This is a genomic window from Paraburkholderia sp. D1E, from assembly GCF_052682275.1.
Genome location: NZ_JBQYMB010000001.1, coordinates 3,599,109 through 3,614,339 on the forward strand (window position 1 = coordinate 3,599,109; position 15,231 = coordinate 3,614,339).

Sequence of the window (15,231 nt, forward strand, 5' to 3'; positions counted from 1 at the left end):
AGTCAAAACCAAGGAGCACATCATGAAGATACCCCGCAAACTTCTACTCGCCGCGTTGCTGTGCGGTTCATCCATGCAGGCGTTCGCGGGCGCCGCGGCAACCGCGCACGTATCGGACTGCTGGATCCGTGCGTTGCCGGGCGATCTGCCATCGGGCGGCTATTTCAAGGTCAGCAACACGGGCGACCAACCGGTCAATCTCGTCGCTGTCGGCTCCGATGCGTTCGGCATGGCCATGCTGCATCAGACGCAAAGCCAGGGCAGCACGTCGTCGATGGCAATGGTCGATCAGGTGGCCGTGCCCGCGCACGGCTCGCTCGCCTTCGCACCGGGCAACTATCACGTGATGCTGGAGCATCCGAAACAGCCCCTCAAGATCGGCACGACGATCCCGCTGACGTTCTCGTTCGGCGACGGCGAAAAAGTCACCGCGGCTTGCACGGTAAAAAGCGCGGGCACGATGGCCCCGTGATGGTCCGGATGTCGACCGAAGGGCCCTGAAAATCGTTCGAATACCCCGTCCAGCCGGTCATTTGCAGCGATCGCTCGTTTACGATATATTTTGCTCGATTATGATCGATTTGCAATCAGGCAAGGTAACGTCATGCAACGAACGCGACAGGACGCAATGGACGGGCTTCTGCCCGAAGAACGGGAGCGGCTGATTCTGGAACGGCTGCGGGCGCAGGGCCGCGTCCTGGCGTCCGAACTCGCGGCTGAATTCCAGACCTCCGAACACACGGTCCGCCGTCACCTGCGCGAGCTCGCCGAACAGGGCTATTGCAAGCGCGTTTACGGCGGCGCCCTGCTGATCTCGCCTTCCGGCAAAAGTGCGGAGCTTCCGCATGAGCGAAGCGGTGGACCGCAAGGCTCATCTTGCCGCCGCCGCTGCGTCCATCGTCCGGCCGAAGCAGATCGTGTTGCTGGACACCGGGTCGACCAATGTCGCCATCGCTGCGGCGCTCCCGGACAATGCGGATCTCACCGTCGTAACGAACTCGCCGGAGGTGTGTGCACGCCTTCTCAACCGGCCGGGCTTCGACATCATTCTGATCGGCGGGCGCATCGCCCAGAGCGCGGCCGGCTCCGCCGGCGCCACCGCCTTGCTGCAGATCCAGCAGATCAAGGCCGATCTTTGCTTCCTCGGCGCCTGCGCGTTCGATCCAGATGAAGGACTCGCCGCGTTCGACGTCGAAGAGGCCGAACTCAAACGGGCGATGGTAAAAGCAAGCAGCCAGGTGGCGATTGCCATGACGTCGGAAAAGCTGATGACCACCGCGCCGTTTTCCGTTGCACCGGCATCCGCCGTGGACTATCTGTTCGTCGAACCAGATGTGACGGCCGAGCGGCGTGCCCTGCTCGAAGCGGTCTGCGATAACGTGATGGTGGCGTGCTCATGAAAACACTCGCCAAGCCGTTCGTGCTGCCGGCCACGAGGCCGCTCAAGGAGCGTGTGGCCACCCTCGGTGTGTTTCTCGCCAACGGATTCGGGATCGGCGCCTGGGCGGTCGAGGTGCCGCGCATCAAGGAAAGCCTGTCGCTGAGCGACACCTCGCTGGGCATCGCTTTGTTCGCCTTTGCGCTGGGCGCGATCGTAGCCATGCCGCTGGCGGGACAGTTGGCGCCGCGCTTCGGCAGTGGCCGGGCCACGGCGCTGCTCGGCGCGGCGTTTGTCGTGGCGCTGCCGCTACCCGCGTTCGCACCGAACCTGGCCACACTGTTTATCATGCTCCTCGCCCTCGGCGCGGCGAACGGCGCGCTCGACGTATCGATGAACGGGCACGCCAGCACGATCGAAACACAATGGAAGTCGCCAATCATGTCCTCGTTTCACGCGGCGTGGAGTGCGGGCGGCCTGCTCGGCGCGGCGACGGGCGCCATGATCCAGAAAGGCGGCGTCGGCGTAATCGGCGGTCTTGTGTTGCCAGACGTGTTCATCGCCATCCTCATGGTCGCCGCCGCGGTGCTTGCGTTGCGCGATCTCGGTCCGCGCGCGGCCGCGTCCTCCGGTGGCCTTGCGTTGCCCAACGCCAAGGTGATGAAACTTGCCCTGCTCGCGTTCCTTTGCATGATGGTGGAAGGCGCCGTGGCCGACTGGAGCGCGGTGTATTTGCGCGCCACCTTGAGTGCAGCGGCCAGCGTCGCGGCGGTCGGCTATTCCGCGTTCGCGTTCTCGATGGCGGCGTGCCGCATCGTCGGCGATGTGTCCGTACGGCGCTTCGGTTCGAGCAGGGTGATCGGCTTCGGCGGCCTTCTCGCGGCGGCCGGACTCGCGCTGGTGCTGAGCCTGCCCAGCGTGCTCATGGCTTGCGTGGGTTTCGCGATGGTCGGCGTCGGCCTCGCGAATATCGTCCCGGTGATTTTCAGCGCGGCGGGCCGCTCGACCGTTACACCTGCTGTCGGTGTTTCGATGGCGGCCACGGCGGGTTATGCCGGTTTCCTGGTCGGTCCGCCGTTGATCGGACTCGGCGCGGGCTTGCTCGGCTTACGCGTGGCGCTATGCGTGCTCGTGGTGGCCACCATGATCGTCTGCCTGGCGGGCGGTAAAGCGGTGCGCAGCGCGAGCGTTGCCTAGAACACGCCTGGGATCACGCGATAACGTACGCGCCCCTTGTACGTCCGATACCCTTCGTCCGCCGATAGAAGCCGTTCTTCCCGCACGATTCGGCCCACCTGCAGTGCAAACTGGCAGCCATACACGAGCAGGTTCTGCAGACCGAAGTTCACCAGCAGAAAGCCGATGTCGGCGATGAAGTAACCGAGATACATCGGATGTCGCACAAAGCGATATGCGCCTCGCGATACAACACCGCGATTGGCCGGCAAGATGCCGAACGAGCGGGAGAGCGACCCCTTCGCGAACAGTTGCCAGAAAATGCCCAGCAACTGCAACGACGCACCCACTGTCTCCGGCACAAGTTGCGCGCCGGGCGAAAGGCGTACGGCCAGAAAGTAATACGTGCCGCCCATCGAAAAGATGAACGCGAGCGGCCGCCAGTCGCGTTTCATCGGCGCACGCGAGAACAGCGACAAACCGACCGTCACGCACGCGGCCAGCACCAGCAGGAGCAACGTGATCCGCGACGGCGCCGCGCACCACCGCATGATCGCGGCGTAGGCGAACAGACTCAGCATCGTCGTGGCGCCGAGCCGGGCCGCGATTTCCACCAACGCGTGGCGCAAGCCGGTGGACGCGACCCTATCGGCTGCGAATGCTGGGGAGGCAGCCGCAGCGTCCATAGCGATGAGAGCGAGCGGCAGATCTTGCAAGGATGTCGTGGGTGTCATGGCGCTCACCTGGAAATGCGGAGAATTTGCGAGGCCAGTTGCGAGAAGCACGGCTTCAGATCGGCCGGCGTCGCGGCGTAGCAAAACACGCCGACAGGCTGTTTCGGGTTGTAGCACCGGGCAAGCGAATCCGGCGTGTTAGCCATGCACTTGAGAACGTCCTCGCCCAGTTCGTTGTCCGGCCCGGCCGGCGCGACGAGTTCGGGTCCATAGCCCAGCGTGAACACATAGGTGCCCTCGATGCGCGCCTGCGCCGCCATCGCTTCGAGCAGATTGCGCGAGGCGCGATTGACGTTCACATAGGTGATGTTGCCGTTCGGCACGGCGCGCGGCGCGGTCACCGGCCAGACTGGGAAAATCTGCTCGTTGACGTTGTGCGCGTTGTACCACTTCGGCATCGCGGTGACGAGCCTGGTGACGTTACTTTGAAAGCACGGCGACCCCAGCGCCTGATTCAGCGCGGTCATGCTGTACAGCCCGGACATTGTGCCCGCGCTGTCAGGGCTCGCTATCGTCCCGGCCTTGTTATTGCAGCCGCTCTGATTCGTCGTGAAGAACGACGAGAAGCTGTTCGGCGCGCCGTCCGAGAAAAACACGATCACCCGCAAACTGGACGGCTGCGTGATCACCGTATTCAACTGGTTGCGCGCATTCCAGATCGCTTCAGCCGAGTTGGTGCTGCCATTGAAGGTGTAGTTGTTGATATCCGTGGTCATCGTCGCACGGTCGAAGCCACGTGCATTGCCGTTGAACGGCACATCAACCACCGTGCCGTACGCGAAGTGCATTAGCGCCACGCGATCGTTCGTCACGTCGAAATTGTTCAGGAACGCCACCGCATTCGAGCGCACCGCGGCCGGCACGCCGGACGTGTTGAGCGAACCGGTGTTATCGATCACGAACGCCATATCCAGCGTCCTGCGGATCGCCTGTGAGGAGGCGCTCACGTTCAGCACCTTGAAGCCAAGCGTCTGCATGAACGTGACCGGCACGCTCGCCTGTGCCGTCATGCCGATCGTGACCGTGCCCGCGTTGAACACAATCGACGGCGTACCCGCCGCTACGCTCGAACCGAGAAAACCCGTCGGATAATTTGCCGCGAAGAAAGCGGTGGCCGCCTGCTGCGCGTTCGCGGTTTGTTGCGTCTGGTTGTTGCCGCGTGTGACCGCTTCACCGGCCGCGATCACCGCGCCGTCGGTGGCGGCATCGAGCCGCGCCTTGATCATGTAGCCGAAGCCGGAGTCCACCACGAGCCCGATAATGCCCAGCAACGCAACCAGCGACACCGCCACGATAATGCTGACCGAGCCCTTCTGCCCTTTATGCACCGCTATTTTTTTCATTGCATCCCCCGGCTTGCGTTTTTTATTTGGATCCATTCCTGTCTGAATCAGAACACCGTCATCGCGTAGAGATTTGGCGAAAGCGCTGGTGTTTTGATGCTGCCCAGATTCAATGAGCCAATCAGCGGTGTCTGCAGATAAAACGTCTCGACCGCATAGGCGATCTGACCATCGGAGAGCTTGCCTTGCAGCAGGTTCACCACCGGCGACGTGGTCCCCGCCGCCGGAATGCCGCTGCAACTGCCCGTGCCATCGGTCGCCCAGCGTGTGCCGCTGCTGCCGCAACTCCACAACTGGCTCGCCGGAAAATAATTGCCGCCGTTCCAGCGATACTGGGCGACTACGACGCCCGTGCAGTTGTTGCCGTTGCTATCGCAGTTGTTGTTGCCCATGATCTCGGTGATGTAGATCATCCCGTGCGCGTCCATGTTCAGCGGCGGTGTAGTCGAGGTCAGCGACGACATGATGGTCTGCATCGGATACGTGAGCGACGCGCGCGACGACAGGCTCGCGCCTTCGCGGCTCACGTTGATCAGAATCATCTGCGCCTGGATGTTGCGCGCGATGTCGTACACCGGCAGCGCGAGTGCAACCAGCATCGGCAGCAACAACGCCATTTCCACGCTGACGATGCCTCTGGCTGCGTGGCGGCTTCTTCGCAAGGAACGTGTGCGCATGTCAGAAGCCCTCGTTACGCATCGTCGCCGCGACGCTGAAGCTGAACTTGCCATTGGCAAAGAACGGCTTGACCAGCGGCGTCAGCAGCGGCCAGATGCAATTGATCTGCAGCACGACGATGTCGCCCGGATTACCAAACATGCCGGTGCTGTAACTCGTTTGCGTGTTGTAGGTTTGGGTTGCGCCGTTGATGGTGATCACGTAACTCGGCGAGACGAGCGAGTAGAGACCCATCGAGCTGTTCCTGATCTCCTGCACGATCGCCAGATAACGCTGCTGATTGGTCGCGTTCGGATCGAGGTTGCTTTGCCCCGTCACCGAGTAACGCGCGCCTTCCCGCACTGCGTATTGCATCGTCAGATTGACCCATAGCGCGATGCCCATGTCCATCGCGATGCACAGCAGCAGAAGCAACAGCGGCGCGAGCAGCGCGAATTCGACCGTGACTACGCCGCGCTGCCTGCGTGCTTTGTCCCGTTGCCTGGACTTCAGGAACTGGGGTTTCGGGGTGGTATTCACTTGACCTCCTTATCCGGGATCGCAATCGCTCAGCCACCTGACATGGCGGTCATGGTGGGGAACAACTGACGCGCGACCTGGATCGCTGACGGCCCGATCAGCACAACCAGAAGCGTCGGAAAAATGAAAAACATCAAGGGAAAGAGCAGTTTCAATGCGATCTTTGCAGCCTGCTCTTCAGCTCGCAAGCGCCGTTTGGTGCGCAGGTTGTCGGTATAAACGCGCAGCGAATCGCCGACGCTGGTGCCGAAGCGGTCCGCCTGGATCAGCATCGCGGCGAGTGTGTCGATATCTTCGACGCCGGTGCGCAGCGACAGATTGCGCAGTGCCTTGTCGCGTCCGGACCCAGCACGCAATTCCAGCAGCACCATGTCGAACTCGTCCTTCAAGGCGTGGCTTTTGACGCCAATTTCCTGGGTGACACGCGTCATCGCCGCGTCGAGCCCGAGGCCCGCCTCCACACAGACGGTCATCAGATCGAGTGCGTCGGGCAGGTCTTCGAACAGCTTGCGCTGGCGACTGCCGATCAGGCGCGTGAGCACCAGGTTCGGCAAATAGAAGCCGGCCGCCGACACCGCCAACTCCGTCAGCAGCAGCCATATCCGCTTGTCAGCATCGAAGCTGTTGCCAAGAAAGATCAGTGCGACAGCCGGCAGAACGAGCGCCAGCAGCGTCTTGGCGGCGAAATAGACGGCCGGCGCGGACGGCGTGCGAATGCCCGCGTTCGCAAAACGCAGGCGCAGCGCGGACTTGTCCCAGTCGTCTTTCGGAAGCGAAAGCCTGGCGACATGTTCGGACACCTTGGCGACGGTTTCGACCCAGCTCTTCTGTGCGCCGGCGTCGTCTTCCGCATCGGCGTGATTCATGGCGCCGGAATGCCCGACTTTCTCGATACGCCGTTGCACCGGATCGGGCTTCAGCAGCATCATCGCTTTCAGCGCGGCGCCGAATACGATCAGGAACATCACCCCCAGCATGACGATCTGTTCTGTTTTCATGGTCTGCGGGCGGGGCCCGCGCTCCTCTTTTTTTCAAACAGATGGAACCGATGGAACCCGTGGGCTAGATATGAATACGCACGACTTTGCGCATCCATAAGATGCCGAACAGCATCATCGTCAGCGCGACAGTGGCAAGGTGCACGCCCGCCGGGTCTTGCCAGAACACGTTGATGTAGCCAGGATTGAGCATCGACAGCAGGCCGAGAATCGCAAACGGCAACACACCCAACACCCAGGCCGACAAGCGCCCCTCCGCCGACAGCACGCGCACCTTGCCGAGCAGCTTCAGCCGCTCGCGAATGATGCTGCTGATACTGCCGAGAATCTCTGCCAGATTGCCACCCGCTTCCCGCTGGATCAGCACGGCGATCACGAAGTAGCGCAGATCGTCGACCGGCACGCGGTTCACCATATTCAGGAGCGCGTCGTTCATCGACACGCCGTAGTTGACCTCGTCGAACACCAGCGCGAATTCGCCGCCGAGCGGATCGGGCAGTTCTTCGCCGACCATGCCGAGCGCGGCGGGAAACGAGTGGCCGGCGCGCAGCGCACGAGCGATCAGATCGGCTGCGTCGGGCAACTGGCGTTCGAGTTGCAGCACGCGCTTCGCGCGCTTGCGGCGCAGGATCATGGCGGGCAATAGGCCCAGCACGCCTGCCAGAACCGCCGTCAGCAAAGCCGGTGTCTGCATCAGGAACCCCGGCACGGCGCCGGCGAGCGCGCACAGCAGCGTATAGGTGGCAAAGCGTGCTACCGACCAGCGCAGCCCGGACTGCAGCAACTGGCGGTCGAGCGCGTGCACACGCGGCACATGCAGCAATAACCGCATGACAAACGGCGATTCGCTCAGAAGGCGCTGCTTGAGGATCGACAACTGCTCCTTGCTGATATTGCCGCCCGCCGAAAGCGCCCGGAGGCGCTCGTCCATGCGCTTGACGGCCGTGCCATGACGGCTGCTCCAGAACAGATAGACGGCTTCGATCAGCAGCACGATCGCGAGAAACGCAAGTACCGCAAAGCCGATAAGCGATGTGTTCATGTCCGTCTCCTTGACGCTGTTGCGTACCGCATGCTCACACCTCGAAGCGCCTTGCCGGATCGAACATCTGATCCGGCAAGGCAATGCCGAAGCCCGCCAGCCGGTCGCAAAATTTCGGCCGTACACCGGTTGCGCAGAAATGCCCTTTGATCATTCCGTGTTCGTCGACACCAGTCCGCTTGAACGTGAAGATTTCCTGCATGTTGATGACATCGCCTTCCATGCCGGTGACTTCCTGAATGCTCATTAGCTTGCGGCGCCCGTCGGTCAGACGCGAGGCCTGCACCACTACCGTGATCGCGGAGGCGATCTGCTGACGGATCGCCTTGATCGGCATCGTCAGACCGGCCATGCCGACCATGTTCTCGAGCCGCGTCAACGCGTCGCGTGGCGTGTTGGCGTGCAACGTAGCCATCGAGCCTTCGTGGCCGGTGTTCATTGCGTGCAGCATGTCGAGCGCTTCAGCGCCGCGCACTTCGCCGAGCACGATACGGTCAGGGCGCATCCGCAATGCATTGCGTACCAGCGAGCGCTGCGAGATTTCACCCTTGCCTTCAATGTTCGGCGGCCGCGTTTCAAGCCGCAGCACGTGCTCCTGACGCATCTGCAATTCGGCCGCGTCTTCGATCGTCACGACCCGTTCGTCGCCGGGAATGAAACCCGACAGCAGATTGAGCAGTGTGGTCTTGCCGCTGCCCGTGCCGCCCGAGATCAACACGTTCAGCTTCGCCTTGATGAGCGCTTCGAGCAGTTGCGCCATGGCCGGCGTAAAGCTCTGGTTGTTCACCATGTCGGTGACCGTCAGCGGATTCACCGCGAAGCGGCGAATCGAGACCAGTGGACCGTCGATCGCCGAGGGCGGAATGATTGCGTTGACACGCGAACCGTCGGGCAGGCGCGCATCGACCATCGGCGTGGATTCGTCGATCCGGCGGCCCACGCGCGAGACGATGCGCTCGATGATCTTCATCAGATGAGCGTCGTCATAGAACGTCACGTCGGTGTGTTCAAGACGGCCATGCCGCTCCACGTACACGTGCTGCGACGTGTTGACAAGAATGTCGGAGATGGTCGGATCGTTGAGCAAAGGTTCGAGCGGACCGAGGCCGACCATTTCGTCGTGGACGTCCTGCGCGAGACGACGGCGCTCGAGTTCGTTCATCGGAATCTTGTCTTCGTCGACGATCCGTTCCACCAGTTGCGCAAGTTCGCGTTTGATCTGTTCGGGCGACAGGCGTTGTAGTTTGTCGAGCTCGACCCGATCGATGATCGCCTGATGAATGTTCATCTTGAGTTGCTGGTATGCGCGCCGCGCCGCGAGGCTTTCGGCCGCGATGCCGGCTGCCGCCGCGGTGCCGCCGCTGGCGTCGTCGAACGGCATGGTGCCGTTTTGCATCATCAACTGTTCGCGCAATGACATGGTGCTCTCCGCTTTCTTTTTCGATGACAACCCGGCTCAGTCAGGCCGAGCCAGGCTTAGTGTCCGGTCTTCAGTTGCGGCGGCGCATTCGGCCGGCCACGGAATAGGCGCCCGAGCACGTTCTTACGCACCACGACAGGCCGCGGCCACAGCACCTCAGCCAGTTGCGCGATGCCTTGAGCGAGCGCCCCGCCCTTCGCCGAGGTGACGAGCGGCACGCCGTGGTTGAGCGCCTCGGTGGCCTGCTTCTCGTCACGCGGCAGGTGATGCGTGACCTTCGCGCCGAGTGTTTCTTCTAGCGTCGGCAGATCGATGCGCGCGTTCTTGTCGTACTGATTGACGATCATCCTCACCTTGCTCGCGGGATAGCCGAGTTCCTTGAAGATGTCGAGCATGCGGCGCCCGGCATGCAGATACAGGATGTTCTGCCGCACCACCATGCAGATCGAGTCGCTGTGATCGAGCGCATGAATGGCAAGCGGATTGATGTTCTGGCCGACGTCGATCAACACCGCGTCGTATTGCTCGCGTACCAGCGTCAGGATTCGCTCCAGATGCGCGGCGCGCAGCTCGCCCGACTTGACCGGGTCGCCCGCGCCGGCCAGCACATCGAGATTGGCGTGAACGTGCATCACACAGGCTTCGAAGAAAGCGGCGTCGAGCCGGTCGATTTGCGCGCAGAGGTCGGCGAGCGTCGCGGGCGGCGGTTTGTCGGCCACCAGCAAACTTGCGTCGGCGAACTGCTGATTCAGATCGATCAGCAGCACGCGCTTGTCACGCTGCGCCGCAAGCGTATAAGCGAGATTCACGGCGATCAGCGTCGTCCCGCTGCCGCCTTTGCACGATGTGAACGAAATCACACGGCCATCACGGCGCATGCCCGCGTTTTTCTTCGCCGAAACATGCGCGAGCGCATCGGCAAGTTCCGCTTCGTCGAGCGGCCAGGACAGCACGTGCCGCACGCCAACGCGCATGGCCGCCATTAGCAACGTGGTCGACGGCGCAGGTGTCACCAGCATGCAATGCAGATTCGGCGTGTGCGACAGGGCCTCCTCGACGCCGCTCAGTTCGCGTGGCGTCAACTCGGCATCGTCGATGATCAGCAGATCGGCGTTCTTGATCGCCGCGGCGTGCACGCGCAACTGCTTCGCGTTGCCGTGCAGCGTACGCAACCGGAACGCAATGCCGCTTGCTTCGAGACGCGCGGCGATCTGCGGCCCGCGCTCGGTACTGGACGAAATCAGGAGGGTGTCGATCATGGTCTGTCTCCGCTGGCTCGAACCGAGCCGCCTGGCTGCGCTGTTTCAGTAGCTACTCGACGAACCGATGCCGATCGTGAAGTTATTGGTCGGCGCGGGCGGCGCCGTGAACGATTTGGCATAGCTCTTCTGCGCCGCGGCGGCCGCCACGCCGTCGATACCCGCAACCGGGTCGGTATTGGCCGAAGCTTGCGGATTGAGCGTCTGCATTTCCTTGATCTGGTTGAGCGAGTCGCCGAACGTCGCGTCCCAATGCGGCGTCGAGGTCAGGCAGCCGGCGAGCGCGGTGCTCAGGCCCGCGCACAAGGCGGCGCGGATCAGTGTCCTGGTGGATGTCATGTCGATCTCCAATGTGCCGCGAATCAGCGCGCGGCGTGTGAGTCGGTGCCGGCCGCCGATACCTGGCCGGCGAGCGTGGCGTCGCGGGCCACATCGGGCTTTACGACTGTGAGCAATTGCGGTACACCGCCGTCGCTTGCCGCCGATGGTCGGGTTGGAGCGGTCGCCGCCATCGGCGCTGCCGCGCTATCGTTCGGACCCGGCGCGGGTTGCGTGGGTTGCGTGGGTTGCAAGGGTTGCGTGGACGAGGCCGGCGTTGCGACAGGCGTAGTGATTACCGATGTCTGCGTAATCGCTGCGGGTGTCGCGGGCGCGGCCGGTGCCATGGGCGCGCCAGGCGCCACCGGTGCCGAAGCTCCCGCTGCGGGCGCGCTGCGCTTCGTGCCTTCCATATGGCCGGTCAGATACACGTTCCCTTCACTGGCATCGTTGAAACCATCGGTCGGCAGCGGATAGTGCTGCGGCAGCGGCTTGGCGAGACGCGGCGTCACGACGAACACCAGCTCGGTCTTGTCCTGCTCGTAGCTGGTGCTGCGAAACAGCGCACCGAGCACCGGCAGTTCCGCCGCGCCGGGCAGCCCCTTGATCGAGCCGGTCACGTTGCTCTTCAAAAGGCCACCGATCGCGAAGCTCTGACCGTCGAACACCTGCAGCGTGGTCGAGGCGCGTCGCGTCGTAATCAGCGGCAGGATCGACGTCGTGTTGGAGTTGCCCGCGCTGACCACCACACCGGTCGACGACAGCTCGGACACTTCCGGCGACACCTTGAGATTGATACGGCCACCTTCGAGCACCGTCGGCGTGAAGGTCAGGCCGACACCGTATTGCTCTTCCTGCAGGACGATCGTCGTGCCGCCCGAGCCGTTGCTTTGCGGCACCGGAATGTAGACCTTGCCGCCTGCGAGGAAGCTCGCTTCCTGGCCGCTGATCGCCATCAGATTCGGCTCGGCGAGGATCTTCACGAGCTGATCGGTTTTCTGCGCGTCGACCGCGAGGTTGAGCGGCAGATTGTTCGCTTTCGAGGCGGTCAACGCACTCAATCCGCCGGACAGATAATTGGCCAGCAAGCCGAAACTCCAGCTGCCAATGCCGCCCTGGATGTTGGCCGCGACGCCAAGCTGATCGATCAATGTCTTCGAGACTTCGGCGACTTTCACTTCGAGCATGACCTGCTGCGGCGCGGCGACACGCATCATGTTGATGATGCGTTCGCCGCCCGCCCAGCCGAGCGATGGCGCAGGCGCACCCATTGCCCGAGGCGCGGTGCCGATGGGCAGCGGACCGCTTCCCATGGGCGCGCTGCTTTGCAACGCGGCGGTCGGCCGGGCCACGAAGGCGCGGGCCAGCTCCATCACGCGCTCGGCTTTAACCGCATCGGAAACCGTGCCGGTCAGCACCAGCGTATCGGCGGCTGCTTTGACCTGAATTTCAGTTTCCTCGGGCATCAGCGCGGTGAGCGTCTGTTGCAGACCGCCCGGGTCCGCGCCGACGCTCACGTCGATAATCGTGCAGGAGCCGCTGCGGCCCTGCACGATCATATTAGTAGTGCCGACATCCGTCCCGAGCAGATAAAGGGTTTGCGGCGACACCAGCATCGCCTGCACGATCGACGGATTGCCGACGGTGCGGGTCCGCACCGGCTCGCGCAAGTCGACCATCGCCGACTTGCCGACCGGGATCGTGACCGAGCTATGTTCGGCGACCGGGCCGCTGCAATTCGGCCCACGGCTGCTTTGCGCCGCGCCGCCGGACGACGTGCCGCCGCCTATGCCTGTGGCGGCAATAGTCAGATGCACGGCTCCGTTTGACGCCACGATAAGCGGCATGTCCGGCAGGCCCGGCACATTGCCCGCCATATTCTGGCCGGCCGCCTGCGCCGCCGGCAGCATCGACAGATACAGTCCGACCACCACGCAGGTGCAAGCTTCGGCGATCCGGGTCCGGCCGCGTGGCGAGCGCGCGTTCGCTTTGCGCGGGCCGAGCGGATCCTGCGGCGCGCAAGCGCGCTGATTGGTTCTGGCGTTCATGTCCTACCCCCGTTATGTGCCGCTTTTTTACGTGCTGTACCTGGAGGTCAGTCACGCATCGGTCACGGCTTGCAGGCTAAGGCCTGTCAAAAGCATTCTTGTCTTGCGTCGGCGCCGTCGAGTACGCGCACGCAATTACCCGGTGCACGCGCCGCCACTTTCCGTACGATGCTCACCGGTTTCGGCTCGGGCGCGGCGACCACGGCAACCGGCATCTTCAACAGCGAGGCTTTGGTCGCGCCGGCGGTATCGATGGCCTGCGGGTCGATCTGGTTGCGCAACACCAGCGAGAGCGTGCCGATGCTGCGTGCCAGGTCGATTTTCTCGGCCTGTTCCGGCGACACTTCGAGCGTCACCGCATCGACCACCTTCGGTTTGGTTTCGTCGCGGCCCACTTCCTGCGCGACGGCCAGCACGAGAATCTTCTCGAGTACGATCTTCGAAATATTCTGGTCACGCTGGGCACCGGGATCGCGCGTATCTTTCTGCGTATTGACGATGATGTCGACGTAGTTACCCGGCAACGCGAAGCCCGCCACGCCGATCACGTCGTTCACACGTACCGTGATGGCCCGCTTGCCTTCGCCGATCACCGCCGACAAACCGCCGAGCGTGCCAACCGGTGTCAGCTTCGCTTCGACAATCGGCTCGCCGTGCAGCAGGCTTTCCTTGAGCACCCGGCCGTCGAGTTTCTGGGTATCGGTGAACGCGCCAGGCGGCACGCTGTTCGACGGCCAGTCAGTGAGTTTCAGGAAGTCAGGCCCGATCCGCTGACCGAGATTGATATCGGTTGCGGCCACCACCACCTTGGTCGTGGCATTCGACGCCTGCGAGACCATCCAGCGTGAAGCGAACACGACCGCGGTAAGGCCGGCCAGCGTCGCGATCAGCAGCATCGTTACAGCGCGCGCATTTTTCATTTTCAACCCCCGATTTTTTTGCCCTGCTGGTCAGCGTCACACGCTGTAGAACAACACGAGTGCGCTGCCTATTGCTATAGCCACTCCGTACGGCATGGACCCCGTCGAACTAGTTGCCACATCGCCTTGCCGCTGCTTCGCGCCGTATCCCGGCGTCGTGCAACTCATCAGCAATGCCGCCACCCTGCTCAGTCCGACGCGCATCTGTTGGCGCCGGAGCAATATTGCAAGCGACCCGATTCCACCTATCACACAAGTCGCAAGGCTAATTTCGAATGCGCCGTAAGCGCCGCAGAAAGCGCCGATCGCTGCCATCAGCTTCACGTCGCCCGCGCCCATCAGCCGCATCGCGTAGCCCGGCAGAAACATCGCACCGCCCACGAGCGTGCCGCCCAGCCACGTCTGCATTCCGTCGATACCACCCTGCGTGAACCATTGCACCGGTATCGCTACGATCAATCCTGTCGCCACCAACCAGTTAGGAATCCGGCGCGTTTGTATATCCCACAGTGCGGCGAAGAGCGCCAGCGTTATCACGCACGGCCCAACCGGAAAAGGAACCCCGTTCATTGTCTGCCCCGCTTTGAGGATCGAATTGCCCTTCTTGCGTGTCATTTAGCGCTGGGCCGTCGCTACCCTGTCTCGAAGGACCGTCGAGACAGGGCGAGCGATCGGTATGCGCCTGGTATTGCGTACGGCGTCAGGCCGCGGCCGTGGTGATGGCGGCCAGCGAGTTCGAAATGGTGGTGAACACGCCTTTCAGACTCGTGCTCATTGTCGTCACCGTCCCAATGATTGCCACCGCAATCAGCCCAGCCAGCAGGGCGTATTCGATCGCTGCAACACCGTCTTCTTCGCGCAGGAATTGTTGGATCGTGTTCTTCATGCTAACCCCCGTAAGAGTGAAAATTGACTTCGATTTGTGCCGCCACAGCTGCCTGAAAACAGGTCTGCCGGCGCGGCGTTCAGGTCCGTCCATAGAGACGGAAAAAGTGGCGGGATCATCGCTTCACGTCGTCGCGGTCGCAAGTGGCCGATACCCCGTATCGATCATTCGCGCCGTACTTTATCGACATCCGTTTTTCGCTGGCCCCGCCGCACCTCGTAAAGCGCGTTGAACTCCCCGACGCGTTCTACGAAGACTGTTGCTGCTGCCGGGATTTTTTCTGCTGCGTCCACTCATGTGCTGCTTCCCGGCTGCAACCTGTTTCGCTTTGTGACTCGCTTATTGCACGGGCTATGCCATATGCCTTCAAAGCCTTGCCGGGCGGAGTTGAGTGATTCGGCACACCCCGCGGAAGGGGGATTCGCATCGCGCGATGACTCGCGCCTGATACGCCGTGGATGGCCATCGCGGCGGCCAGTTGTCGTGCACCGCGCGTGATTTCTGGAGGATGG

At 62.6% G+C, this 15,231-nt stretch carries 17 protein-coding genes and 1 pseudogene; 4 read left to right on the top strand and 14 right to left on the bottom strand.

The window, feature by feature from the left end:
* Positions 1-22 precede the first annotated feature (22 nt).
* From ACUN0E_RS16165 to ACUN0E_RS16180, 4 genes and pseudogenes are all read left to right on the top strand, one after another.
* Positions 23-472, top strand: coding sequence for a copper chaperone PCu(A)C (locus tag ACUN0E_RS16165; protein WP_408508882.1), 450 nt, complete (start codon positions 23-25; stop codon positions 470-472).
* Between the two features lie 156 nt (positions 473-628).
* Positions 629-757: pseudogene (locus ACUN0E_RS16170) on the top strand (DeoR family transcriptional regulator); the annotation flags it as partial.
* An 88-nt stretch (positions 758-845) separates the two neighbouring features.
* Positions 846-1,400: a DeoR/GlpR family DNA-binding transcription regulator gene (locus tag ACUN0E_RS16175; protein ID WP_445567235.1), complete on the top strand. Its 555-nt coding sequence runs from the start codon at positions 846-848 to the stop codon at positions 1,398-1,400.
* Positions 1,397-2,575 carry an MFS transporter gene (locus tag ACUN0E_RS16180; RefSeq protein WP_445567236.1) on the top strand — a complete coding sequence of 393 codons (1,179 nt, stop codon included), beginning with the start codon at positions 1,397-1,399 and terminating at the stop codon, positions 2,573-2,575. Before ACUN0E_RS16175 ends, ACUN0E_RS16180 begins: the two co-directional genes overlap by 4 nt.
* Here the strand turns inward: ACUN0E_RS16180 and ACUN0E_RS16185 are convergent.
* The 14 genes from ACUN0E_RS16185 to ACUN0E_RS16250 all read right to left on the bottom strand — a co-directional run bounded on the left by ACUN0E_RS16185 (position 2,572) and on the right by ACUN0E_RS16250 (position 15,012).
* A complete protein-coding gene (locus ACUN0E_RS16185; protein WP_445567237.1) occupies positions 2,572-3,288 on the bottom strand; it encodes a methyltransferase family protein in 717 nt (238 codons plus the stop codon). The genes ACUN0E_RS16180 and ACUN0E_RS16185 overlap by 4 nt on opposite strands.
* A 5-nt stretch (positions 3,289-3,293) precedes the next feature.
* Positions 3,294-4,631: a VWA domain-containing protein gene (locus ACUN0E_RS16190; protein ID WP_445567238.1), complete on the bottom strand. Its 1,338-nt coding sequence runs from the start codon at positions 4,629-4,631 to the stop codon at positions 3,294-3,296.
* A gap of 47 nt (positions 4,632-4,678) precedes the next feature.
* On the bottom strand, positions 4,679-5,308 hold the full coding sequence (locus ACUN0E_RS16195) for a TadE/TadG family type IV pilus assembly protein (protein WP_445567239.1): 630 nt from the start codon (positions 5,306-5,308) through the stop codon (positions 4,679-4,681).
* A 1-nt stretch (position 5,309) separates the two neighbouring features.
* Positions 5,310-5,828, bottom strand: coding sequence for a TadE/TadG family type IV pilus assembly protein (locus ACUN0E_RS16200; RefSeq protein ID WP_408229753.1), 519 nt, complete (start codon positions 5,826-5,828; stop codon positions 5,310-5,312).
* Positions 5,829-5,857: 29 nt separating this feature from the next.
* Complete coding sequence (locus ACUN0E_RS16205; protein WP_408335272.1) at positions 5,858-6,826, bottom strand: type II secretion system F family protein; 969 nt, start codon at positions 6,824-6,826, stop codon at positions 5,858-5,860.
* A gap of 64 nt (positions 6,827-6,890) precedes the next feature.
* The gene (locus ACUN0E_RS16210; protein ID WP_445567240.1) at positions 6,891-7,868 is read right to left on the bottom strand and encodes a type II secretion system F family protein; all 978 of its coding nucleotides are present in this window, start codon (positions 7,866-7,868) and stop codon (positions 6,891-6,893) included.
* 34 nt (positions 7,869-7,902) lie between these two features.
* Positions 7,903-9,288 carry a CpaF family protein gene (locus tag ACUN0E_RS16215; RefSeq protein WP_408335269.1) on the bottom strand — a complete coding sequence of 462 codons (1,386 nt, stop codon included), beginning with the start codon at positions 9,286-9,288 and terminating at the stop codon, positions 7,903-7,905.
* 56 nt (positions 9,289-9,344) lie between these two features.
* A complete protein-coding gene (locus ACUN0E_RS16220) occupies positions 9,345-10,547 on the bottom strand; it encodes an AAA family ATPase (RefSeq protein WP_445567241.1) in 1,203 nt (400 codons plus the stop codon).
* 45 nt (positions 10,548-10,592) lie between these two features.
* The gene (locus ACUN0E_RS16225; protein WP_445567242.1) at positions 10,593-10,886 is read right to left on the bottom strand and encodes a hypothetical protein; all 294 of its coding nucleotides are present in this window, start codon (positions 10,884-10,886) and stop codon (positions 10,593-10,595) included.
* Positions 10,887-10,909: 23 nt separating this feature from the next.
* On the bottom strand, positions 10,910-12,913 hold the full coding sequence (locus ACUN0E_RS16230) for a type II and III secretion system protein family protein (RefSeq protein WP_445567243.1): 2,004 nt from the start codon (positions 12,911-12,913) through the stop codon (positions 10,910-10,912).
* A gap of 86 nt (positions 12,914-12,999) precedes the next feature.
* Positions 13,000-13,833 (bottom strand): Flp pilus assembly protein CpaB, encoded by an 834-nt coding sequence (gene cpaB, locus ACUN0E_RS16235; RefSeq protein WP_445567244.1) that lies wholly within the window; start codon positions 13,831-13,833, stop codon positions 13,000-13,002.
* Between the two features lie 36 nt (positions 13,834-13,869).
* Positions 13,870-14,448: an A24 family peptidase gene (locus ACUN0E_RS16240; RefSeq protein ID WP_445567245.1), complete on the bottom strand. Its 579-nt coding sequence runs from the start codon at positions 14,446-14,448 to the stop codon at positions 13,870-13,872.
* 85 nt (positions 14,449-14,533) lie between these two features.
* Positions 14,534-14,719: a Flp family type IVb pilin gene (locus ACUN0E_RS16245; RefSeq protein ID WP_408215600.1), complete on the bottom strand. Its 186-nt coding sequence runs from the start codon at positions 14,717-14,719 to the stop codon at positions 14,534-14,536.
* Positions 14,720-14,883: 164 nt separating this feature from the next.
* Positions 14,884-15,012: a hypothetical protein gene (locus ACUN0E_RS16250; protein WP_445567246.1), complete on the bottom strand. Its 129-nt coding sequence runs from the start codon at positions 15,010-15,012 to the stop codon at positions 14,884-14,886.
* Positions 15,013-15,231: the final 219 nt, after the last annotated feature.